Source organism: Algoriphagus sp., from assembly GCF_029254265.1.
Taxonomy (GTDB): Bacteria; Bacteroidota; Bacteroidia; order Cytophagales; family Cyclobacteriaceae; genus Algoriphagus.
On the sequence record NZ_JAQWXX010000090.1, the window covers coordinates 40,098 to 62,528 of the forward strand.

General features: G+C 39.6%; 29 protein-coding genes. 17 read left to right on the forward strand and 12 right to left on the reverse strand.

Annotated features, from left to right (window positions below; genetic code table 11):
- Positions 1-39: 39 nt before the first annotated feature.
- Positions 40-669, reverse strand: coding sequence for a 4'-phosphopantetheinyl transferase superfamily protein (locus P8O16_RS13460; RefSeq protein WP_300315901.1), 630 nt, complete (start codon positions 667-669; stop codon positions 40-42).
- Positions 670-704: 35 nt separating this feature from the next.
- Between P8O16_RS13460 and P8O16_RS13465 the strand changes: the two genes are divergently transcribed.
- Genes P8O16_RS13465 through P8O16_RS13485 form a run of 5 tightly spaced genes read left to right on the forward strand, consistent with a single transcriptional unit; the run spans position 705 to position 4,312 of the window.
- Entirely contained in the window at positions 705-1,619 is a 915-nt protein-coding gene (locus P8O16_RS13465; protein ID WP_300315903.1) for a WD40 repeat domain-containing protein, read from the forward strand.
- 3 nt (positions 1,620-1,622) lie between these two features.
- The gene (locus P8O16_RS13470; protein ID WP_300315906.1) at positions 1,623-2,609 is read left to right on the forward strand and encodes a DivIVA domain-containing protein; all 987 of its coding nucleotides are present in this window, start codon (positions 1,623-1,625) and stop codon (positions 2,607-2,609) included.
- Complete coding sequence (folB, locus tag P8O16_RS13475; RefSeq protein WP_300315909.1) at positions 2,609-2,974, forward strand: dihydroneopterin aldolase; 366 nt, start codon at positions 2,609-2,611, stop codon at positions 2,972-2,974. Before P8O16_RS13470 ends, folB begins: the two co-directional genes overlap by 1 nt.
- A complete protein-coding gene (locus tag P8O16_RS13480) occupies positions 2,967-3,851 on the forward strand; it encodes a ChaN family lipoprotein (protein ID WP_300315912.1) in 885 nt (294 codons plus the stop codon). Before folB ends, P8O16_RS13480 begins: the two co-directional genes overlap by 8 nt.
- 2 nt (positions 3,852-3,853) lie before the next feature.
- The gene (locus tag P8O16_RS13485) at positions 3,854-4,312 is read left to right on the forward strand and encodes a DUF4268 domain-containing protein (RefSeq protein WP_300315915.1); all 459 of its coding nucleotides are present in this window, start codon (positions 3,854-3,856) and stop codon (positions 4,310-4,312) included.
- A gap of 3 nt (positions 4,313-4,315) precedes the next feature.
- Here P8O16_RS13485 and P8O16_RS13490 read toward each other — a convergent pair whose 3' ends face one another.
- Both P8O16_RS13490 and P8O16_RS13495 read right to left on the reverse strand, forming a co-directional pair.
- Entirely contained in the window at positions 4,316-4,810 is a 495-nt protein-coding gene (locus P8O16_RS13490) for a DUF6265 family protein (protein ID WP_300315918.1), read from the reverse strand.
- Between the two features lie 35 nt (positions 4,811-4,845).
- Positions 4,846-5,163: an iron-sulfur cluster assembly accessory protein gene (locus tag P8O16_RS13495; protein WP_300315921.1), complete on the reverse strand. Its 318-nt coding sequence runs from the start codon at positions 5,161-5,163 to the stop codon at positions 4,846-4,848.
- Between the two features lie 110 nt (positions 5,164-5,273).
- Between P8O16_RS13495 and P8O16_RS13500 the strand changes: the two genes are divergently transcribed.
- The 6 genes from P8O16_RS13500 to P8O16_RS13525 are packed head-to-tail and all read left to right on the forward strand — an operon-like array spanning position 5,274 to position 9,558.
- Positions 5,274-5,795: a hypothetical protein gene (locus P8O16_RS13500; RefSeq protein WP_300315924.1), complete on the forward strand. Its 522-nt coding sequence runs from the start codon at positions 5,274-5,276 to the stop codon at positions 5,793-5,795.
- A 2-nt stretch (positions 5,796-5,797) separates the two neighbouring features.
- Positions 5,798-6,211 (forward strand): DUF1232 domain-containing protein, encoded by a 414-nt coding sequence (locus P8O16_RS13505; RefSeq protein WP_300315927.1) that lies wholly within the window; start codon positions 5,798-5,800, stop codon positions 6,209-6,211.
- Between the two features lie 34 nt (positions 6,212-6,245).
- On the forward strand, positions 6,246-6,869 hold the full coding sequence (locus P8O16_RS13510) for a thioredoxin family protein (protein WP_300315930.1): 624 nt from the start codon (positions 6,246-6,248) through the stop codon (positions 6,867-6,869).
- A complete protein-coding gene (locus P8O16_RS13515) occupies positions 6,866-7,585 on the forward strand; it encodes an oxidoreductase (protein ID WP_300315933.1) in 720 nt (239 codons plus the stop codon). Before P8O16_RS13510 ends, P8O16_RS13515 begins: the two co-directional genes overlap by 4 nt.
- Positions 7,582-8,034 (forward strand): D-aminoacyl-tRNA deacylase, encoded by a 453-nt coding sequence (gene dtd, locus P8O16_RS13520; protein ID WP_300315936.1) that lies wholly within the window; start codon positions 7,582-7,584, stop codon positions 8,032-8,034. Before P8O16_RS13515 ends, dtd begins: the two co-directional genes overlap by 4 nt.
- A gap of 42 nt (positions 8,035-8,076) precedes the next feature.
- A complete protein-coding gene (locus tag P8O16_RS13525; protein WP_300315939.1) occupies positions 8,077-9,558 on the forward strand; it encodes an ATP-binding cassette domain-containing protein in 1,482 nt (493 codons plus the stop codon).
- 159 nt (positions 9,559-9,717) lie between these two features.
- On the opposite strand, the gene tnpA is transcribed toward P8O16_RS13525, so the two are convergent.
- From tnpA to P8O16_RS13545, 4 genes are all read right to left on the reverse strand, one after another.
- Positions 9,718-10,170, reverse strand: coding sequence for an IS200/IS605 family transposase (gene tnpA / locus P8O16_RS13530; protein ID WP_300315942.1), 453 nt, complete (start codon positions 10,168-10,170; stop codon positions 9,718-9,720).
- A gap of 232 nt (positions 10,171-10,402) precedes the next feature.
- Entirely contained in the window at positions 10,403-10,768 is a 366-nt protein-coding gene (locus P8O16_RS13535; protein WP_300315945.1) for a DUF1801 domain-containing protein, read from the reverse strand.
- 11 nt (positions 10,769-10,779) lie between these two features.
- On the reverse strand, positions 10,780-11,817 hold the full coding sequence (locus tag P8O16_RS13540; RefSeq protein ID WP_300315948.1) for a zinc-dependent alcohol dehydrogenase family protein: 1,038 nt from the start codon (positions 11,815-11,817) through the stop codon (positions 10,780-10,782).
- Entirely contained in the window at positions 11,814-13,352 is a 1,539-nt protein-coding gene (locus P8O16_RS13545; RefSeq protein WP_300315950.1) for a sulfatase-like hydrolase/transferase, read from the reverse strand. Before P8O16_RS13545 ends, P8O16_RS13540 begins: the two co-directional genes overlap by 4 nt.
- 149 nt (positions 13,353-13,501) lie before the next feature.
- Between P8O16_RS13545 and P8O16_RS13550 the strand changes: the two genes are divergently transcribed.
- The 4 genes from P8O16_RS13550 (at position 13,502) to P8O16_RS13565 (ending at position 16,998) form a co-directional block, all read left to right on the forward strand.
- Positions 13,502-14,770: an aminotransferase class V-fold PLP-dependent enzyme gene (locus P8O16_RS13550; protein ID WP_300315952.1), complete on the forward strand. Its 1,269-nt coding sequence runs from the start codon at positions 13,502-13,504 to the stop codon at positions 14,768-14,770.
- Between the two features lie 22 nt (positions 14,771-14,792).
- Entirely contained in the window at positions 14,793-15,131 is a 339-nt protein-coding gene (locus P8O16_RS13555; RefSeq protein ID WP_300315954.1) for a nucleotide pyrophosphohydrolase, read from the forward strand.
- Between the two features lie 236 nt (positions 15,132-15,367).
- Positions 15,368-16,126: an SDR family NAD(P)-dependent oxidoreductase gene (locus P8O16_RS13560; RefSeq protein WP_300315956.1), complete on the forward strand. Its 759-nt coding sequence runs from the start codon at positions 15,368-15,370 to the stop codon at positions 16,124-16,126.
- 71 nt (positions 16,127-16,197) lie between these two features.
- Complete coding sequence (locus P8O16_RS13565; protein WP_300315958.1) at positions 16,198-16,998, forward strand: DUF1080 domain-containing protein; 801 nt, start codon at positions 16,198-16,200, stop codon at positions 16,996-16,998.
- Between the two features lie 140 nt (positions 16,999-17,138).
- Here the strand turns inward: P8O16_RS13565 and P8O16_RS13570 are convergent, their stop codons facing one another.
- The 4 genes from P8O16_RS13570 to P8O16_RS13585 all read right to left on the reverse strand — a co-directional run bounded on the left by P8O16_RS13570 (position 17,139) and on the right by P8O16_RS13585 (position 19,858).
- A complete protein-coding gene (locus tag P8O16_RS13570) occupies positions 17,139-17,375 on the reverse strand; it encodes a YdcH family protein (RefSeq protein WP_300315960.1) in 237 nt (78 codons plus the stop codon).
- 80 nt (positions 17,376-17,455) lie between these two features.
- Positions 17,456-18,166, reverse strand: coding sequence for a 2-phosphosulfolactate phosphatase (locus P8O16_RS13575; protein ID WP_300315962.1), 711 nt, complete (start codon positions 18,164-18,166; stop codon positions 17,456-17,458).
- The gene (gene gcvT, locus P8O16_RS13580) at positions 18,163-19,257 is read right to left on the reverse strand and encodes a glycine cleavage system aminomethyltransferase GcvT (RefSeq protein WP_300315964.1); all 1,095 of its coding nucleotides are present in this window, start codon (positions 19,255-19,257) and stop codon (positions 18,163-18,165) included. Before gcvT ends, P8O16_RS13575 begins: the two co-directional genes overlap by 4 nt.
- Positions 19,258-19,531: 274 nt before the next feature.
- A complete protein-coding gene (locus P8O16_RS13585) occupies positions 19,532-19,858 on the reverse strand; it encodes an iron-sulfur cluster assembly accessory protein (protein WP_300315965.1) in 327 nt (108 codons plus the stop codon).
- A gap of 88 nt (positions 19,859-19,946) precedes the next feature.
- Between P8O16_RS13585 and mce the strand changes: the two genes are divergently transcribed.
- Together mce and thiL are read left to right on the forward strand one after the other, a co-directional pair.
- Positions 19,947-20,348: a methylmalonyl-CoA epimerase gene (mce, locus tag P8O16_RS13590; protein WP_300315967.1), complete on the forward strand. Its 402-nt coding sequence runs from the start codon at positions 19,947-19,949 to the stop codon at positions 20,346-20,348.
- Positions 20,349-20,454: 106 nt separating this feature from the next.
- Complete coding sequence (gene thiL, locus P8O16_RS13595) at positions 20,455-21,483, forward strand: thiamine-phosphate kinase (RefSeq protein ID WP_300315969.1); 1,029 nt, start codon at positions 20,455-20,457, stop codon at positions 21,481-21,483.
- Between the two features lie 130 nt (positions 21,484-21,613).
- Here the strand turns inward: thiL and P8O16_RS13600 are convergent, their stop codons facing one another.
- Positions 21,614-21,991: a hypothetical protein gene (locus tag P8O16_RS13600; RefSeq protein WP_300315971.1), complete on the reverse strand. Its 378-nt coding sequence runs from the start codon at positions 21,989-21,991 to the stop codon at positions 21,614-21,616.
- Positions 21,992-22,431 lie beyond the last annotated feature (440 nt).

The following is a 22,431-nucleotide window of genomic DNA, read 5'->3' on the forward strand; positions in this document are numbered from 1 at the left end:
ATCCCTGCGTGTGCCGCTCGAGACATGCTCGATTTCATATTACCAAGTAGTGTAAGTGAGCACAGTTTGATCAATAACCCGAACATTGACCTGATAGTGATGGTCTGCAAAATCCGTTCCTCGTATTTTGCCTTTGATTGTAGTAGCTTTTGAATCAAATGGTTCCAATAAAATATTTTCTCTAAATGACACTCCTTTTTTTCCCTGACATTTAAAAATAGATTCTTTGGCTGACCAAGCTATAGTATAATGTAATGGATCTTTTTCAAGGTAATCGAGCTCTGACGAATCTAGAAATCTAAATCCTATTCGTAGAATTTTTTCTCGAATGTGGTCCATGTCAATTCCCACTGGTGTATTTCTGTGGTAGATCGCAGCAGCATATCCCGAAGTATGAGTCAAGGATACAAATCCGGATCCGTTCATTGATTGAGACTTCCCATGCTCATCTTTAAAAAATCCAGGATATGGAATATGTAAAGATTGCAGTGCGTCAAAAATAGCTTTTCTTGAAGATGCCCATTCTTTTCGTTTTTCAGGATGAGAGATGTTTGAATAGGCTAATTTTTCCCGAAAACTCAAAAAATCTAAATCCTCGACTTCATGTGATTCAATTATCTTGATGGCCAAGGCTGAGTAAGAGTCAATTTTTTCTATTTTTGTTTGCATCGGCCAAAAGGGTAACCTTAGTCTCGCAGCAATATATGGGAAAAATTGAAGTTAATAAATTACATACGCTAATCGGTCACAACGATTGCATTTACGCTTTAACGGAAGGAACTGACCCTCGTTTTTTTTATACAGGCTCAGGAGATGGAATGGTGGTAGAATGGGATCTTGATTTTCCAAAAGATGGTAAATTGATCGCCAAGTTGAATAATTCTGTTTATGCACTTGCGATTGATCATGTCAGGAATTTGCTTTTTATAGGGCATAACTTTGAGGGGATTCACGTAATCGACCTCAATGATAATGTTGAAATCTGGTCTCTAAAGCTTACTGATCAGGCAATTTTTGATATCAAAATAATTGGAAACGAAGTGTATGTGGGTACTGGGGACGGTGTCCTAACCATAGTCGATATCGAAAAAAGAGCTATTCGCAAGCATATTAAATTAAGCTCAAAAAGTATTCGTGTCTTTGCCGTTGCTACTGATAAAAAACATCTTGCAGTGGGACTAAGTGATCACTCTATCAAAATCTTGGACATGGCAAATGATTTTCAGCCTATTGTAAATCTCGCAGCTCATACCAATTCAGTATTTGCGCTAAGCTATACTCCCAGTGAGGACTTGCTGATAAGTGGTGGTAGAGATGCTCAATTGAAGTTTTGGGATACTTCTAATTACAACCAAATCCAGAATATTGTGGCTCACATGTATGCCATTAATTACATATCTTTCAAGGAAGACGGAAAACTTTTCGTTTCCTGCTCTATGGATAAATCCATGAAGATATGGGATGTGGCCGAACAAAAACTCCTAAAAGTAATCGACAAAGCAAGAAATGCCGGACATGGCACTTCGATAAATAAAGTGGTCTGGAGTACTTATCAGGGAAATATCATCTCTGTCTCCGATGACCGAAGTATATCTATTTGGCAAATTTCAGATAATTAACCCATGAAGATCACACCAGCAGCTATTAGGCAAAAGTCATTTGAAACCGGATTTAGAGGTTTTGAAAAGAAAGAAGTTAGTTCGTTTTTAGAGGAGATCAGTGAGGTGGTAGATGCGCTTCATAAGGAGAATATGGACTTGAAAACCAAACTCCAAAATACTGAAGCAGAGGCTAAGCGCCTGAAAGATGTAGAAGATTCGCTTTTCAGAACCCTTAAAACTGCCGAAGATACAGGAGCATCAATCATAGAAGAAGCAAATGAGGCTGCAGATCTGATTATAGCCGAAGCTAACCAGTCAGCAGAATCTGCAACAAATCATGCTAATAAAATCCTAGCTTCTGCGAGGCAAATCGCTGAGCAAGATGCAGCTACTATTATTTCTGCTGCGGAAACAAAAGCCAAAGAGACAATCGTTGAGCTTAGAGAGAGTATGCAGGGTTTGGTAAGATCCTATGAAGGATTGGCTGAACAAAGGGAAGCTATGGTGAAAAGCCTTAAACGAATTGCTCAAGATGCACTAAATCAAATCGACCTATCAGAAGCTCATTTTTCTCGTATCGATGCCAAAGCACATCAAAGAGCGATCGAAGAGCTTAGTAGATCACAAGCCTTCACCTTTGCGAATCTAGCTAATCTGGCACCAGAGGTAAGCAATGAGTTTGTTGCACCTATAATCGATGAATCAGATCCTCTAGCGGAAATGGAAATAATCGAAGAAGAATTGGATCTCGAGATCCATGATAATTCACCTGATATGGAGATTCCAGTAGAAGAAGAATCTATAGAAGTGAAATCTGAAGTGGAAATTGAAGAAATTGCTATAGAGGAATCAGTAGCGATAGAGGAGATTCAAGAAGAGGTTGCCGAGGTGGAGATTAAGGAGAAAGAAATTCCTAAAGCAGAAGAAAGTAACCCTGAGGAAATTCAGAAAAAGAAACCAGAGGATCTCAAAAATGAATCTGGGTCCTTTTTTGATCAATTCGACTAATGGGGAAGGTCACACTTGAGGGGATAGAATTTCATGCTTATCATGGAGCTTACCCCGAAGAATCAATCCTCGGTAATCGCTTTACACTTGATCTGGAACTGACGACAGATTTTTCGGAAGCCATGAAAAAGGATGAGCTGAAATATACGGTAGATTATGCAAAGCTTTACCAGCTGATCAAGGCACGGATGGAGGTAAAAGTGAAGTTGCTTGAGCATCTTGGTCACCTAATCGTGGAGGATATTTTGAAAGTTTATCCCGACGTGAAAAACATAAAGATTACTCTGAAAAAACACCATCCTTCATTAGGTGGGTTGGTGAAATTTTCTGCTGTTCAAATTCAATACCCAGAAGATTATGCCTAAGTTGATAAAAATCATTCTGATTGCTTCATTTATAGCTTTTTCTAATTTTTCATTCTGTTTAATTGCTCTAGGTCAAGGTGAAGCGTACCAGTTTTTTTCGAATGAAGGGAAGAAGTTAGATTTTCAGGATGTACTCAAAAGTACCAAGAAAGCCGATATTACATTTTTTGGTGAATTGCATAATAATAGCCTTGCACATTGGCTGCAGTTACAGATTTTAAAAGGTATGGCGGCAAATAACCCTGAATTGGTTGTAGCGGCTGAGTTTTTTGAGCGGGATGATCAAATCAATATCGATGAATGGTTTGCGGGGAAAATGACCGAAAAGAATTTTGAAACAGAGGCAAAGCTTTGGAATAATTATAAAACTGATTATCGTCCGCTGATGCAATTTGCCAAAGATCATCATCTGAAATTCATCGCAAGTAATGTCCCAAGGAAATATGCTTCATTAGTGAGCAGATCAGGCATTACATCTTTAGATAGCTTAAGTCTTGAAGCAAAATCATATTTGGCTCAATTACCTATTGAGATAGATATGACTATGCCTGGGTATGTTGCCATGAAAGATATGATGCATGGAGGTCCTATGAATTCAGACTTTATGGTTCAGGCACAGGCATTAAAAGACGTAACGATGGCCGAATCACTTTTTCCAGCTATTTCTGCAGGGAAAAAGATCTTACACATCAATGGTTCATATCACTCTAAAGACGGAGAAGGGATTCTGTGGTATTTGAAAAGGGAGTTTCCGGATTTGAAAATTTTGAATATCCATACTGTTACACAAGATCAATTGGATTCTTTAAATCCAGATTTCAAAAATTCAGGTGAAATCATCCTGGTTTTGCCATCAGATAGCCACGAGTCCTATTAACCATGTACAATCGGGCAGAAACTTCCCGCATCCGAAAGGAATTTTGGATCAAATTTGGTCAATATATGAAGCCAGTGCCCAGTGCTTCAGGATTCCGGGTTAATTGGCCAAATTATAAAACTAATATTCGGAATATCTATTTTCGGATGAAAGCAGAAAGAGATTTTGCTTCTATAGGAATAGAAATATGCCATGCAGATACAGAGCTACAGGAATTGTACTTTGATCAATTTGTTCAGCTGAAAAAACTCTTCCTAAATAGTCTGAATGAAGAATGGGAATGGAAACTGCTTTCCCCCAATGAATTTGGACAACCTATCAGTAAGATTGAGAAGATTCTTCCCCAAGTAAATGTCATGGATGAAAAAGACTGGCCAGAAATTATCTCCTTTTTTAAACCAAGAATTATTGGGCTAGATGACTTTTGGGAGAATGTGAAGCCGGGATTTGAAGGTCTTTAAAAATCAAAGAGAGCCTCTTCGATAGGTTAGTTCCTCGATGGTCTCCACTCCATTTTCGGTCAAGGCGAGATGAAGTTTGATTTCATCACCTGTTCTGATCATCGTCAATCCATCAAACAAAACACTATTTTCTCTCACTTCTACTAGTCTAAAAATAGTCCATTCTCCATCGGCTTCCCAACCCGACAAATCAGGATTATAGTGTTTCAACTTCAGAGAAAAAGTATCTCCCTCTTGGACCAGATTCATAAACTCTGTAAAAATCAATTTCTCCTCAGACCAAAATCGAAAAGTGCCAATCATATTTCCATCTATCTCTGGCATCCAAACTTCTTCACATTGCCCTCCAAATTCTTCCCCAGTCCAATAGCCAATTAGCCATGCAAGTTGACTTAAGTTACCGGTTCCGGGATTTTGACCTTCTCTCAGTTTCTTTACTTGTGCTTGTGCCAGTGATATAGAAAATAGAAATAATACCGAGAGGAGGAAAGTTTTCATAGTTAAAAGGGTTAGGTCACTATGAAAATAATAAATTATTCTTGATCGTGTCTTTTGGGAATATCTGGATTGACAAATGTGAATCCACGAGCCTCATCTCCTTCAAAAAAATCAATCTGCATTCCCATCAAAAACATATAATGTCTTTTCTCTATCAATACGGGGATTCCTTCGATATCAAACTTTTGGTCTTCAGCTTTTGGTTTGTCAAATCCCAATGCATACGACATCCCACCGCAACCTCCTCCTTTGACACCCACTCTAAGATGGTAATCAGCCGGAATACTTTTGTTTGCCATGATGTTTTTAATCTCGGATTCGGCTTTTGGAGTGATTTTTATGGGGATAATCATGATGAAGAAATGAAATCTTGGGAAATTTGGTTCGTTTAGAATTCAAATTTACAAGCTGCTTTATTTTCTAGCGTCAATTAATTGTGCAAATTCGAGTATAAAATTATCAAATGGACTATCTCGTTGATTTATTGAAAATATTGCTCCCTGCCGGTATTGTCCTTTATGGGATGTACTTGGTAGTTGTTTCTTTTCTTTCGAAAGAAAAGGAAAAAATGATCGTAGAATTAAAAACGAAAAACACGGAGGTGATTTTACCGATTCGACTTCAGGCCGCAGAGAGACTTTGTCTATTTCTGGAGCGGATTACTCCTAACAATCTGGTAAGAAGGTCTAACCCTGCTTCATATACTGTAAATGAACTGTATGCGCAGTTGATGACCGAAGTCAGAGAAGAGTTTAATCATAATTTTTCCCAGCAAGTTTACTTTTCAGAGGAAACTTGGGAGGCTGTCAAAAGAGCCGTTGAGGAAGTTACGACCATTATTAATTTGAGTAGACAAGAACTCGATGGAGAAGGTAAAGGAATAGACTTAGCAAAAGCCATCTTTTCACAATCGCTCGATAGGCAAAATGATTCAGTTCTATATGCATTAAAGCAAGTCAAGTCTGAGGTTAATATCTACTTCTAATCATGAAAATCATCAAGAGCAACGCTACAGAATTGCTTGAAAAGGCAAAATCTATGTTTGGAAAGCAAGTGGAAAATCTTGCCAGACAGGAGGAAAAAGTTCGTGCCTTGATCTCAGGTGTGGGAAAAAAGATTGAAAGGTTAGGCCATCATCCTACAGTTGCAAAGTTGATAGAGCCCGTTTCAGTTTTCATTCGAATGACTAAAGCACACTTTAATGGTTCCCATAAAATGGCAGGAAGTACCCTTGGTTTAGTTTTGTTAGGGTTAATTTATTTTGTTTCTCCTATTGATATAGTGCCTGACTTCTTGGGATTTATTGGATTTGCTGATGATTTTTCTGTCGTCTTGGCGATATATGCTAAAGTAAAAGATGAAGTTCAGGAATTTTTGGAGTGGGAGAGAACCGAAATCTAAAAGAGTCTGTTCCGGTCTGATAAAAGTTAAAAAAATGCTGGACCAACAATTAAAATTAATTACCCCGTCACTGCTAGAAAGTAGCCAATCGTATTCGGAATATCGGGAAATGATCGACAAGCTATTATCTCAGAATAAAACCACAGGACCTATTCAAACAGAGGGATATCTGGAATATACCAGAATGAATGTAAAACGGATGAATCGATGGGATAAGACTGCCAAGATTTCATCCGAAATGGAAGAAATGATCAAGTCGATTTCTATTCCAATAGTCTTTCTGGTAATCACTGAAGCATGGTGTGGAGATGCTGCACAGAGTATCCCCTATATTTCAAAGCTTGCAGACTTGAATCCAAATATTCAGTTGAAACTGGTTCTGAGAGATGAAAATCCAGATCTAATGGATGCTTATCTGACCGAAGGAGCCAGATCAATCCCAAAACTGATTGTCTTAAGTGATAAACTAGAGGATTTAGGAACTTGGGGGCCTAGACCCAAATATCTTCAAGATCGATTAAAGGCTTATAAACTGGACCCTATGGGTATATCTTCAAAGGAGTTTTCCGAGGGAACACATTTGTGGTATGCAAAAGATAAAAATCGATCCTTGGAAAGTGAGTTAATGGATTTGTTTAAGTCTATCTTCGATCTATGAAAATCGCGATTCTTTCAGGTACATCCGGTCTAGTTGGCATGCAGTTGATGCACCAATTGTTGCAGAATCCAGCTTATGATTATGTTCTGAGTGTTGGTAGAAGGAAACTTTCTTTAAAACATGGAAAGTTGATCCAAATCTCCGGTGACATGAATATGATTTCTACATGGGATTTGGATTCGAAACTATCTGAAGAAGACTTGGGAGGAGAGAATCATCAAGTAAGAGCTTTTTTAAACGAAAAAAAGGCAGAAGTACATGGATTTTGTGCGCTCGGGACGACCATCAAACAAGCGGGGTCCAAGGAAAAATTTTTTAAGATTGACCATGATATGGTTTTCCAATTTGGTCATTTCGTCAAGAAAATGGGTGCAACAAAATTTCTTCTGGTCTCAGCACTTGGAGCTGACCCCAATTCAAAAGTGTTTTATAATAGTGTCAAAGGGAAGACTGAAGAGGACTTAAAAAGTATTCAATTTGATTATTTGGGTATTTTTAGGCCGTCACTTTTGTTAGGTAATAGGAATGAATTCAGGCTTGGGGAAGAAATTGCAAAAATATTCATGAAGCCATTGGTATGGTTTAAACTCTGGAAAAATGGCCGGCCTATTTATGACTATCAAGTCGCCAAGGCAATGGTGAAAAAAGCACTTCAGCCTGTTTCAAAGTCTGTAGAAATTGTTTTATCATCCGAAATGCAAGATTTAAGTAAATGATAGTAGTAATTCAACGTGTATCTGAAGCCTCGGTGAAAATTGAAGGAAAAATCAAATCTGAAATCGGGGTTGGATTGCTTGTGCTCGTTGGAATAGAGGAAGCGGATACGGAAGAGGATATTTCTTGGCTCTCTAAAAAAATCGTAAACCTTCGGATTTTCCCGGATGAAAATGAGGTCATGAATAAAAGCCTGATTGATGTAGGTGCTGAGATTCTATTAATCTCCCAGTTTACCCTTCATGCAAGTACTAAAAAAGGAAATCGACCTTCCTATATTAAAGCTGCTAGACCTGAAATTGCAGTCCCACTTTACGAGAAAATGATCCTTGCACTTCAGGAGGAACTTGGAAAAAACATTGGAACCGGAGAATTCGGAGCAGATATGAAAGTAAGCCTGATCAATGACGGGCCGGTGACAATTCTGATCGATAGTAAGGATAGAAAATGATTTTTTCACTAAGTTGAGAATTCATCTGATTCACGCTTTTTCTTGTACGACTTACTTATCCAAATTTCTCAGGCCCATGTGCTTTTCAAGGGGACTCATACTTTTGAAGATCTGATTTTTGATTGGGAAAAAGGAACGCATTGGGCAATTACAGGAGACTCCGGCACATCGCTCACAGCTTTTTTGGAGACCATTCGAGGTAATACAGTGATTTCTTCTGGCCTGATTACACGGCCATTTGCAGCGAGCTATTTAGCTGAAAAACAGAAAGAAGGAGCGGTTCATAGCTTTCGTGATTTGATCGCCTATGTATCTCAGCGATATGAATTCCGGAACCGATCCAATCTTCAAAACTTCTATTTTCAGCAGCGATTCAATTCTTCAGAATCCGAGGAAGCAGCAACTGTTCGAGAGATCTTGAGTGAAGTTCAACCTAAAATTTCCGGCCCATGGAATTTAGAGAATGTTTCGATCTTACTCAGGCTCGAGGCTCTGCTGGATAAATCATTATTGAAGCTTTCCAATGGTGAAACTCGTCGCTTAGCCATAGCCGTAGGCTTGATGCGGCAGCCAAGGGTTTACTTGATGGATCAACCAATGACTGGCTTGGATGTGAAAAGTAGGCAAGAATTTGGAGAGATTTTAAAAGTGATCATCTCGAAAGGGGTACATATAATATTGACTACTTCGTCAAATGAAATCCCCGAAGGAATCACTCATGTAGCGAGGTTGACTAATTCAGGGATTGAAAAAAGCTGGGCGGTTTCAGAATTTCATCTTATTGGTAAGCAGGAGCAAAACTTTTCATTTGATTGGGAGCTTTTGGCATCTCTTCTGTCAAAAAGATTAAGTGGAAATCCTGAGGTAATTCGCATGGAAAACCTCTCTATCAAATACGGTGAAAAGCAGATTCTGAAAAATCTCAACTGGGAAGTGAAATTAGGAGAGCGATGGCTGCTTCGGGGTAAAAATGGAAGTGGAAAATCAACCTTGATTAGTCTATTAATAGGGGAAAACCCTCAAGCCTATGCTCAGAATCTTTGGCTTTTTGGAAGGAAAAGAGGGACTGGGGAAAGCATTTGGGATGTGAAACGGCCTACAGGTTTTGTCGCTCCGGAGCTCAGTCGGTTCTTCCCTGCCAATCAAACTTGCAGAAAAGTTATTCTGTCCGGCCTTTTTGACACCATGGGATTGTTCAAAAAAGTATCTGCAGAACAAGAAGCATTAGCCGAATCTTGGATGAAACTTTTTCAGTTGGAATCTTTTGCAAATATCCCAATCAGCAGACTTTCCTTGGAAAATCAACGCTGGACTTTACTTGCCCGAGCACTGATCAAACAGCCCAAAATATTGATCCTCGACGAGGCTTCACAGGGAATGGATGAATATCAGCGTAAGCTTTTCAAAGAAACCATCCAGAAAATCTGTGAACTCACCAGTATCACTTTGATTTACGTAAGTCATTATTCGGAAGATGTTCCTAAGGCAGTGGATCGTGTTTTTGAGTTGAAATCTATTGAGTGATTATAGTGGTTTCCCAAAGGAAACAGACCTTTGACTCAGAAATGAATATCCCCCATGCTATTGCCCTGAAAGGGCTAAATATTTAGCGATGGGTGAAACCCATCGAATTGTTCGAGCAATAATTTCCCAGCCCTGAAAGGGCGTAATCCAAAAAGCAAATCAACCCCATACATATCTCTCATCAAAATCAATCCTATATTTTTTCAAAAAAGCGAGGTACTCATCTTGGAACGATTTACGATCATGATGTTCCCGCTGTTTTTGAATATAGTTAGTAACAGTATCGACCTGACTTGGGTTTACCGAAAATGCGCCGTACCCATCTTGCCAATAAAAATTACTCAATTCGTTTGCTCGAGTTTTCATCCATTTGGAAGAACTCGTTTTTAATTCCTCTAGTAATTTCACTATGGTTATATTTTTATTCAGGAGGCAAAGAATATGGACATGGTCTAAATAGCCCCCAACTTGAATAGGCGTACAGTCTAAGGATTTGCAAACTCCACCTAGGTATTTAAAGAGTTCATCTTCATATGTTTGACTGATGAATGGCTGCCTGTTTTTGGTGCTAAAAATGATGTGCACATAATTTTTAACGAGTGATTGCCCCATAGTATTACGCCCCTTCAGGGCTTTAAAAATGAAATCTATTTATCCAAAAACAACGGCATGGCGACCGTTGCTTTGTTATGAAGCCCTTTCAGGGCTATTAAATATAATATCTTCCGATATAAAATGTTTAAATTCAGGTGATTGTCCTGTAGTGATTATTCATGATGTCCCATTAATTACCAAAGGTACTCTGCTTTTATTTTTTTAAAATTGATCGTGTTTTTGAGTTGACTTAAATATTAGATTTCTGAATTTTCACCCGCTCATTTCTAAAAATTGCAATGTCTCTGATCAAATCCAAAGGGAGGGGTTGGTCCAATGGGAATTGAATGGTCCCTTTTGAGGTGTTGTACGTTGCTAGTTCTTTTTTGAATTCAATAATTGCTTCGGCTTTGGGATAAAATCCAATGTGATTTTTCATCGCAGCATAATAGACCAATATCTCGGTAGTCTTAAATGCTGGCATATGATAACTTATCACCTCTTTTGCCTCCGGTAGGGCTGCTGAGATCGTCTCTCGGATAGATTGAAGTTTTTGTTGATTGGCTTCCGTTTGCCAACTGAAGTATTCTTCCACAGATGAGGCTTTTTTGTACATGATTTCTTGAGTTAAAATTGATCAATTATTGTCAATCCCTGTCCCCGAAATTCATTCATTTCTGTTAAAGCAATTGCTGCTGCCTCCAGAGTTATGGAATTGCCAATCAATAATTTCGGGTTCATTTTTCCCGCTGTAATCATTTGAACCATCTCGGGATATCGCCACGCCTGCATTCCATGACTTCCATAGATTTCTAATTCTTTGGAAAGCACCAAATTCATTGGGATTGCACTGTTTTTTTGATCGGCAAGTAAAAGGCCTACTTGAATATGTTTTCCACGCTTTCGCAGACAAGACACAGAATTGAAAAGGGTCACTGGGCTTCCAAGTGCATCAACCGATACATGGACTCCACCTTTGGAAATTTCCCGAACCACTTCTATCACATTCGAATTGCTGGCATCAATCGTGGCTACCGCTCCGATTTTTCGGGCCAATTTCAATTTCTCTTGGTCAATATCAATTGCAATAACCTGAGCTCCTAGAGCATTTGCAATCATAATCGCCGAAAGTCCGACTCCACCGCATCCGTGAATGGCAACCCATTGGCCGCCTATTACTTTCCCTTGATCTACTACAGCTCGAAATGAGGTCGCAAATCTACAGCCTAGGCTTGCCGCAGTTTGGAAAGTCATGGTTTCCGGAAGCATTACCAAATTAATATCTGCCCGATCGATGGCAACAAATTCCGCAAAAGAACCCCAATGTGTAAATCCTGGCTGAAACTGATCGTCGCAAACCTGATGATTTCCAGATGCACATTCCGGACACTTGCCGCATCCTGAAACAAAAGGAACAGTGACTCGATCGCCTACTTTCCAATTTTTCACTTCACTACCGACAGCCTGGATTATTCCTGCAAATTCATGTCCGGGAACATGAGGAAGCTCAATGTCTTCATCATGACCCATCCAACCATGCCAATCAGATCGGCAAAGTCCGGTGGCTTTTACATCGATGACTACTCCCGATTTGCTTGGACTTGGATCAGGAACTTGGGTAATGATGGGTTGGGATTGGAAGGATTCATAGAGGAGTGCTTTCATTTATTCATTTTGTAATCATTTCCCAATAAACTGTTTAAGACAGATTCTTGCCAAATGCGAAGCTGATTGTTCATCTTTTTAGTGAGTTCTGGATAAAGTTCTTTTAGATCGTTTGTTTCCGCGGGATCTTGCAGCAAATCAAACAATTCGAATTGGGTTTCCCCACTTTTGCTTTCGGTTAAAACCAATTTGTATCGATTGTCGATAATCGCCCGATCCCCTTGGAAATCTGAGGTAATAATATCAGTTTGAATATAGTTTCTAAAATCACGAGTAGCCTTTCCATTCATCAATTTGACCATAGGAGAGGTGCCTTCTTGCAGCTTTGGATCCAAATAAGGTTTCTGATCCTTAAGTGGCAAATCTCTTGGACTGCCATTCCAAAACATCATTGGACTGGGCCTTTCCAGCTTTTCTCCGGAAAGGAAAGGCATAAGATTGATTCCGTCGATGGGTCGATTTGGTAATTCCTCTCCAATGAGGAAAGCTAGCGTTGGAAAGACATCTTCACTATTCATAATCACATTACTTTCTAGTGCAGATGGGAGACCTGCGGGCCATTCCAAAACACTCGGCACCCGGATTCCCCCTTCGTAAATACTCCCTTTTTGCTCCCGGAAGGGAACGGTTGCATTTGCTTCTTGTGGAGTGCCATTGTCTCCAAAATACCATAATAAGGTGTTTGACTTGAGTTCTTTGGCGTCAAGATAATTTCTTAATTCTCCTATACTTCGGTCCATTGCAGTGATTTCGGCAAATCGCTCCTGCAATACATCTCTTTGAAGTCTGGTGACAGGCAGTCCTGTTTCGTTGGAAGTTAGCCGAACTTCCTTAGTTGCAAATGTCTCCGGTAAATTAGAGTAAAGCGCCATATCCTCCGGTAATCCACTATAGGGTTCATGAGGAGAACCATACCAAATCACCACAAAAAATGGTTTTCCTGCCGCCTTTGCTTTTTCAATAAAGTCCATGGCCTCCCGTACTAAGATTTCCGAACTCTCTCCCTCGAATAGTTCTGGATCCGCTCCGTTTTTTGATAAATAGGGGTTCAGCTCAAAGAAATTATCGTGTGAAAGCCATTCGTCAAAGCCCATCGCTCCAGGGTTGGTCGGTGATTCTGCTTTTACTGGACCTAGATGCCATTTTCCAAAATGCGCAGTTGCATATCCTTTTTGCTGCATCAAGGAAGCAATACTTATTTCTTCTGGGCGAATCGAATAGCCCGGAGTAAAAGTTCCGTAGCGGTTAGGATGCCTCCCCGTCAAAATACTTCCACGTGTAGGTGAGCAAACTGGGGATGCGGAATAGAAGCGATTCATACGAACCCCTACCTCTGCCAACTCATCCAAAACTGGAGTTTTCAGATAAGGATGTCCATTGTAGCCGGTTTCATCCCAGCCATGGTCATCGCCTAAGAGTAGAACCACATTTGGAAGCTCGTCATTTATCTGTTGTGCAAAAGGGGAACATATATTCCCAAAGAAAACCCCGATCAATAGAAAGAATTTTAAGTGATTAGCGTTTTTGGTTTTCATTGTTTGCGCACAAAACGGGTTATTATAAAAATCAATTTAATCTAAATTTTTCATGAATTTACCATCGGAAATCTAGGTACTAGTCGTAATTTGAAACTCACTATTGAAGTATTAAAGGATCAATTGATATTCCCAAATAACAAATAATCATGTCTAACCGAAGACGGTTTCTGCGAAAGCTAAGTGCAAGTTTTCTTGCTTCTGGGATGTTTATTGGCAATTCATCAGCTGCTTTTTCGAAGTCAAAGATTGATCATACGTTATCTGAAGCTGATTTCTGGGAAGAAATCCGAAATGGCTTTCCATTAACTCGAAAAAGAGTTTACCTAAATAATGGAACATTCGGACCAGCACCATATGCTGTCAGTCAAGCAATGAATGCCTGTTTGGAAGAAATCAATAGCTCAGGGGAATATGGCCACTTTGATCAGGAGAGAGCTCAACTTGCAGGTTTTTTAGGAGTCGAGACTGATGAACTCAGCCTGACACATAATACTACTGAAGGGATAAACATCATGGTTTGGGGACTTCCGCTGAATAAAGGCGATGAAGTTATTCTTACCACTCATGAACATGTCGGGAATGGACTCCCTTGGCTGAATAGAGCTAAGCTTGATGGGATCATCATCAAGACCTTTGAGCCTCAGGACACACAAGCGAAAAATCTTGAAGCAATCAAAAATCTGATCAATACTAAGACCCGCGTGATTGCAGTTCCTCACGTGACTTGTACTACCGGAGTGGTTTTTCCAATTAAGGAAATTGCTGATTTAGCCAGGTCGAAAGGGATTTATTCTGCTATTGATGGAGCACATGGAGCAGGAACTTTTAACTTGAATATTTCAGAATTGGGTTGTGATTTTTATGCAGGCTGTTTTCATAAGTGGTTACTAGGGCCAGTTGGGACGGGGTTTTTGTATGTGAAAAAAGAACTACTCGATGAACTTCAAGCGATTCAAGTTGGTGGCTATTCGGATGACGGTTGGGATATGACGAGTAATCCACCGGCACTTTATGGTTTGAATCCAACTGCACATCGCTATGATTATGGGACACAAAGTCGGGCACTATATGTGGGTGCTGCTGCCGCTGCGAAATATCATTTGGAAATCGGAAAGGATAAAGTGGAAGCTAGAATTAAGGATTTAAATGAGTATTTATATCTCGGTCTTCAGGATTTGGGTTCTAAGATTCAAATCTTGACGCCTGCTGAAAAAGAATCCCGAATTGCCATGATTTCTTTTAAATCTGAATTAAAGGATTTTAAAGAGCTGGGAAATGAACTGGCAAAAAATGGATTCAGGATCCGTCAAGTTCCCGAAAGTGGGGTGAATGCGATCAGGGTATCCACTCATATTTACAATTCGAAATCGGAAATTGAATCACTTTTAAAAGCTATAGAGAAGATATTAGGATAAATTTGATTTGAAAAATCACAAAATGAATAAGGAAATAACATTAGCCGAAGCGCAGGCTCAAGTGGATGAATGGATTAAAACAGTGGGCGTTCGATACTTCAACGAACTCACCAATATGACGATTTTGATGGAGGAAGTAGGTGAGCTTGCACGGATCATGTCCCGCACCTATGGTGAGCAATCTTTTAAAGAATCTGATAAGGGGAAAGACCTCGGAGATGAAATGGCTGACGTACTTTGGGTGCTGATATGTTTAGCGAATCAGACTGGAGTGGATCTTACGGAAGCAATGAAAAAAAACTTTGAAAAGAAAAATATCCGGGATATTGATAGACATAAGAATAATGAGAAACTGAAGTAAATTAATATGATTATGCGCAATGATGCCGGCAACCTTATGTTCATTGCTTTTCTAGACGGAAGACCGATGACCGATGCTGACCAAATTCAGGTCTTACCCTGATTTTCTGAGGGCTATTTCTATCTAGCGTTAAAAAAGCGGATAAACATTTAAACTAGATATATCAGCAAGAAGATAATGCTGGTATTAACATACGACTTCAAAATAAAAAGTCAATTCTAAATAAATGCCAAAAAATGAGATTGCAGGGAAAAACAGCCATCATAACCGGAGCTACTAGTGGAATGGGAAAAGCCACAGCAGAAAGATTTGTCCAAGAGGGAGCTTCCGTAATTTTAAGCGGTCGCGATGAGTTCCGAGGGAAGGAATTGGAAAAAAATCTAATCCAGCAAGGAGGAAAAGCCGTTTTTGTTGCAGGAGATATTTCTCAAATAGCTGTAAACGAAACGCTCGTCAGAGAAGCGATTCATAATTTTGGGAAACTTGATATCGTCGTGACTAATGCCGGAAAGTTAGGATTGGGATCGGTGACGGATATTTCCTTTGAAGAATGGAATGAAACCATAGGCGCAAATCTGAATTCTGTATTTTATCTGAGCAGATTTGCGATACCTGAGATGCAAAAAAATGGTAAAGGGGTAATCCTTGCCAATAGTTCAATAGCAGCGTTTAAAAGCTTTCCCAACCATGCCGCCTATTGCGCAAGCAAAGCTGCTTTGGTGGCATTGGTTAAAGAAATGGCGTTGGATTACGGGCCAACAATCCGGGTCAATACGATTTGTCCAGGTCCTGTCGATACTCCTTTGATCTGGGATTCTGCCAAAGCCTTTGAAGATCCTGACAGCATCGTGCAGCAAACTGCCAATAATACACTTATGAAACGCCTTGGACGCCCAGAAGATATTGCGTCTTTGGCTTTGTTTCTGGTTTCCGACGAGGCATCTTGGATTACCGGTTCGGCATATCCAATTGATGGTGGAATTTTAGTGAAGTAGTAACTATGAATCAAAAAACTCTCCCTACTTAATACAGTAATTGACTTTTCCTTTCAAACCAAAAATTCCAAATGAAAAAAGTTGTTCTCTTATCGATTTTGTTGATTGTGACTTCGGTGGTCTTTTCTCAAGGCAGATCAAACACATATGTTAAAAATAAGGTCATTCTTTTTAATGGTAGAAACCTCGATGGCTGGTACACTTTTGTGCAAAATCGAGTAAGGGATATTGATCCGAAAAATGTATTCACTGTCCAGAATGGAATGATCAGGATTTCTGGAGAGGAATGGGGAGGAATTACTTCCAATGAGGAATATGAGAATTATCGGCTAATAGTAGAGTTCAAATTGGGTGGAAAAACCTTTGCTCCGAGATTGGAAAATGCCCGCGATTCTGGAATTCTCTTGCATTCAATTGGAGAGGATGGGGCATCGGATGGGATCTGGATGCATTCCATCGAATGCCAGCTGATTGAGGGTGGAACTGGCGATTTTATTGTGGTCGGAGATGGAAGTGAAAATTTTAGCATTACGAGTCCGGTAGCACCGGAAAAGCAGGGAAGTTCTTATGTTTTTCAACCCAAAGGTGAACTCGCAACTATAAATCGCGGCCGGATCAATTGGTATGGACGTGATCCAAACTGGAAAGATGTGATTGATTTTCGAGGTTCTCAGGACGTGGAGAAACCGGTGGGTGAGTGGAATAAAGTGGAATGTATTGTTGATGGAGACGAGATTACGATATACCTCAATGGAATATTGGTAAATCATGCATCCAATGTGAAACCAAGTAGAGGTCGCATTCAAATTCAATCTGAGGGTGCGGAGATATTTTTCAGAAAAGTGGAGCTCAGACCTTTGGCAAAGAAATAAGAATCAAAATGGAGGCACTTTGAAAGCCTAAATTTTAAGGTCGGGCTTTAATAAGTTTTAAAATATCTACCTATTTAGATGGGCGCGAGAAGAGTGAGGAAATAAAAAAATGGGCCTGAGGAGATCCTCAGGCTCATTTTTTATAGGGTTAATAGCATTTGATAAAGTTCGTCTTTCAACTTCACCCGCTCAGCACGGAGTTTATTAAGCGTTTCATCTGATGCTGGCTCAGAATCAGTTTCTATTCGATAGATTTCATGATCGAGATCATCGTATTCGTCAAATAATTTTTTGAAATGAGAGTTCTTCTCTTTCAATTCATGGATTCTATCAGCGTGCTCTGGAAATTCTTCGATTAATTGATGTTTTTGGATCATTGTCTTTAAATTTTATTTCAAGACAATAATAAAGTCATTTCCTGTATCAATTCCTGACAAAAGTCAGTTTGCTTGTTTTTTTATACTTCAATCCCTTTCAAAACATCGTTTTGGACAATTCCGATTAAACCAAATAAGTCCAAAGTCAAACAAAAATCAATATCAGCTTCGATATTGTGATTTTGGAGTCGCTTGGCATGGGAGGCCTGTGAGAGAAAGCCTTTTAAATCGTGCCCTTCCTTTTCAAAAAGTACCTTCATGGCTAAAGCTCCATCTTCCGCAGCTTCATGCGTCGCTTCAAGACTTTTAGCTAAGGCTCCAGCATAAAGCGAATCCTCCAAGTTAAACATGCCTTTCCAGCCTGCACAATGGATCAAAATGTCTTGATTCTTGGATTGTAAATAGGAAACTGTAGCAGAAAGATTCGGAAATGAGCCGATCAAAATCTCAGAAGCTCCATTTGATTTGGAGATGGCCAATGTCCCATTGGTCGTGGTCATCGCTAGTTTTCGTCCTTTGAAGGCATCATCCAAATAGGCAATGGGAGAGTTTCCCAATTCAAAGCCTTCTGCAGTCAAACCATTCCGCTCGCCCGCAATCAAATAACCTTTTTTGGACATTTGTCTGCATTCTTCCAGATCAGCAAAGGTTTTGATCTCAGTTATTCCATTGGCCAAAGCCGCAATCATCGTGGAGGTAGCACGAAAGATATCGACTACCACCACAATTTTATTTTCAAGTGAATGAAGATGAATGAGCTCTGGACTAAAGCAGATTTCTACTTTGTTCATGCTTTCAATAGCGGCAATTTCTCTACCTGAGCTTTAAGGTTCTTGTTTCGCACTTGGATGAATATTTCTGTTCCAGGCTTAGCAAATTCTGTTTTCACATAGCCCATTCCAATGCCTACTCCCATGCTTGGAGATTGCGTGCCAGAGGTCACTTCTCCGATTAATTCACCAGCTGCGTCCACGATAGGATAGTGTCCACGAGGGATTCCTCTCTCTTGCATCACAAAGCCAACCAACTTACGAGTCACACCAGCTTCTTTTTGAGCTTTTAGCGCTTCTGAGTTGGTGAAATCTTTAGTGAATTTGGTGATCCATCCCAGACCAGCCTCGATAGGAGAAGTGGTGTCGGTGATGTCATTTCCATAAAGGCAATAGCCCATTTCCATACGTAAAGTATCTCTTGCTCCTAAGCCAATCGGCTTGATGTCGAAGTCTTTTCCTGCTTCAAAAATGGCATTCCAAACCTCTTCCGCATCCTCATTCTTTACATAGATTTCAAATCCTCCTGAACCGGTATAGCCAGTTCCCGAAATGATTACGTCTTGCTTTCCTGCAAAATCTCCTACAGTAAAGTGATAAAATTTCACTTCCGAAAGATTTACTGATGTCAATGACTGTACAGCTTCGATTGCTTTTGGTCCCTGTACTGCAAACAGCGAAAGCTCATCAGAAATATTTGTCAATTTCGCTCCCATGGTGTTGTGCTGATTGACCCAGTTCCAGTCTTTATCAATGTTTGAAGCATTTACAACCAACATGTATTTTTCATCCTCAAATTTGTAGACGATCAAATCATCTACGATTCCGCCCGTTTCGTTAGGGAAACAAGAATACTGTGCTTGGCCATCAACTAGTTTGGAAGCATCATTGGAAGTTACTTTTTGAATCAGGTTCAAAGCTTCAGGCCCTTCCACCATAAACTCACCCATGTGAGATACATCGAATACTCCAACTCCATTTCTTACGCACAAATGCTCCTCGTTATCAGAACTGTATCGAACGGGCATATTGTAGCCAGCAAAAGGCACCATTTTGCCACCAAGGGCAACGTGCAAGTCGTTTAGTTGAATTTTCTTGATTTGATCTTCCATGAATTTGGGATTGTTTTTTTGACGTTGGCAAATGTAAGGAATGAAGGGGAAATAGGGGAAACCCTTTAAATAAAAGTGCTTGTCTGTTTTTCGGTTTTTGGACAAAAATGAAGTAACATCCAACTATGAAAGAGGTAGAAATAGTTAAATAATTCAAATAGTAGCGCTCTACGTAAGCTTTGTGTCTTCCCGTACAGTTGTCGGAAGTGCTTAAAAACAAAGCATAAAAAAAGACAGCTTTTAGGCTGCCTTTTAGGAGTTCGTTAAATTAAAATTAAACGGAGAAGCTTTCGCCACATCCGCAAGTTCTGTTTGCATTGGGATTGACAAACTGAAATCCTTTGCCATTTAATCCATCGGTAAACTCCAAAGTAGTTCCAGCTAAATAAAGTAAGCTTTTGCGGTCCACTAGGATCTTTACTCCTTTATCTTCGAATACATGGTCAGTGTCAACTTGGGTGGCATCAAAACCTAAATCATACATCAAACCAGAACAACCACCACCTTTTACAGAAACCCGAATATTTTCATTTTCGGTTCTGCCTTCTTCTTTCTTGAGCTCCAAAATTCGCGCCTTGGCTTTGTCGGAAACGATTATCATATCTTTGTACCTTTAAATTCTATTTTCAATCAGGGACAAAACAGCCTTGCTCCCGAAATAATTCAGTTCAAATATAAGAATTTTAAAAATGAGGAAAATCGAACATATCGGGATTGCAGTGGCAGACCTTGAAAAATCGAATGAGCTTTTCAAAAAATTGTTGGGAAAAGCCCATTTCAAAACAGAAAAAGTAGAAGGCGAGGGAGTAGATACTTCGTTTTTTCAAGTGGGAGAAACCAAAGTAGAATTGCTGCAGGCGACTAGACCAGATTCTCCTATCGCAAAGTTTATTGACCGCAAGTCAGAAGGTGTGCATCATATCGCATTTGATGTGGAAGATATAATGGCTGAAGTAGTCCGATTAAAAGAAGCTGGCTTTGAAATCCTGAATGAAACACCAAAGGAAGGCGCAGACAATAAATTAGTGGTATTTTTGCATCCAAGAAGTACAAACGGCGTTTTGGTGGAGCTTTGTCAAGAAAAATTTTAATGTTGCAAGGTTACAAAGTCTGAAGGTTGTAAAGTTAGAGTGCTCAGCCCTTAATTATTGTTACTCCAAAGTACGTTCTCGTATTTCTTAAATCATAAATCGAATCATGTCTGAAAAAAGAACAGAAATAGCCGATCTAGGTGAATTTGGCCTCATAGATCATTTAAGCAAAAAAGTAAAAATCAGGAATTCATCTTCCATCAAAGGGATTGGGGATGATGCGGCAGTTATTGATGCGGGAGATCATGTAAAAGTGGTATCCACTGATATGTTGATGGAAGGTGTTCACTTTGACCTTTCCTATGCTCCACTACCTCATTTGGGATTCAAAGCTGTTGCGGTGAACGTATCAGATATCGCTGCAATGAATGCAATCCCTAAGCAGATTACTGTCAGCATTGGTCTTTCCAATCGTTTTTCATTGGAGGCCGTAGAGGCGCTTTATGAGGGTATTTATGCAGCTTGCGATCATTATGGAGTCGATCTAGTAGGTGGAGATACCACCGCTTCGAGGTCAGGGTTGGTGATTTCTATTACTGCGATTGGCGAAGCTAAAAAGGAGGAAATTACTTATCGATCTGGCGCAAAAGCGAATGATATACTTTGCGTGACTGGAGATTTGGGAGCAGCTCTGGTAGGTCTCCAAGTGCTAGAAAGAGAAAAGCAAGTCTTCCTTGCCAATCCTGATATGAAGCCTGAATTGGATAAATATACCGTGGTCACTGGACGGCAGCTTCGACCGGATGCTCGGATGGATATCATTCATGAGTTTAAAGAATTGGGAATAATCCCTACTAGCATGATGGATATTTCTGATGGATTAGCGTCGGAGATTTTCCATATCTGCAAGGCTTCTGGAGTGGGAGCGACGATTTATGAGGACAAACTGCCGATCGATAAGCAGACATTTGATACTGCTGTTGAGCTGAATTTGGATCCGATCACTTGTGTTTTGAATGGCGGCGAAGATTACGAACTACTTTTTACGATCAATCAGAAAGACTTCGAAAAAGTAGAAAAGCATCCGGATATCCACTTCATTGGACATATCACCAAATCAGAAGAAGGAAAGTATTTAGTTACCAAAAGTGGAACCGCAGTCCAAATTAAAGCGCAGGGTTGGAAGCATTTTTAAGAGACCGACATCGAAACTAAAAAGGCTAAATTATAACTTCTTTTAAGTGTTTATAAGTCACTCTTAATCAATAAATAAAAAGGCTTTACTGAAACTGTTCAGTAAAGCCTTTTTTTATAATCATGATAGTTTAGTCATTTGGATAGGGAATGTAAACGAAGCTGGTGAATGCGCCATCAATTACAAATAAGCAGCAGAATTCATCCGGATCTTTGTATGCTTTTTGGAAGTCTTCAATAGCTTCTTCTGGAATTAATTTCCGCTGAACAAACTCATCCAAATAGGTGATGAAGTAATTCCAATCCAAGTCTTTTTCTGCTTTCCCGATAAAAATTTTACCGATCGGTTGCATCTCTTTGCATATTGGGAAAATCGGGTATTCGGAGAACTTTCGAGTACGAACCTGATAAGAAGCCTCTTTTAATGTGTCAGAGATTTTTACAAAATCGCTGGTGATGGTTCCTAAGTATTTTCCGTTTAGGGTTGGATCGTTTTCGTCTGAAATCATTGTTTTATTACTTGGCTGATTACATTCTATTATTCGGAGCTTTTGTTTTTTTACCTTTAGGGTTAATTAAAAGCCTCCAAAATTGAGAAACAAAGAACGGACAATTTTACCTCAATTTCCATGTTTTTTCAAATTTCAATAAGTGTGAAATAGGGGGTACCCACTTATTCTATAAGTTTTGAGAAATCGCCAGGAGGTTAATTTTATTTAGGTATGGCTGTAAATGATGAGGATTGAAGTCCTCGTCAGTCATGTTTTCTCAGTTTCATATATGGCGCTAAAGGATTGGAAAAGTAAGTCGGTTTTTATTCGATAATTTTTAAATATGTATATCCGCAAATGCACCAGTAGCCAAATAAGTTAGAAGTGACAGCCAGTGACAATCGCTTTCTTGCGGTCTTAACGGGTACTAAATTAGGTCAAAATAAACGGTTTTGACC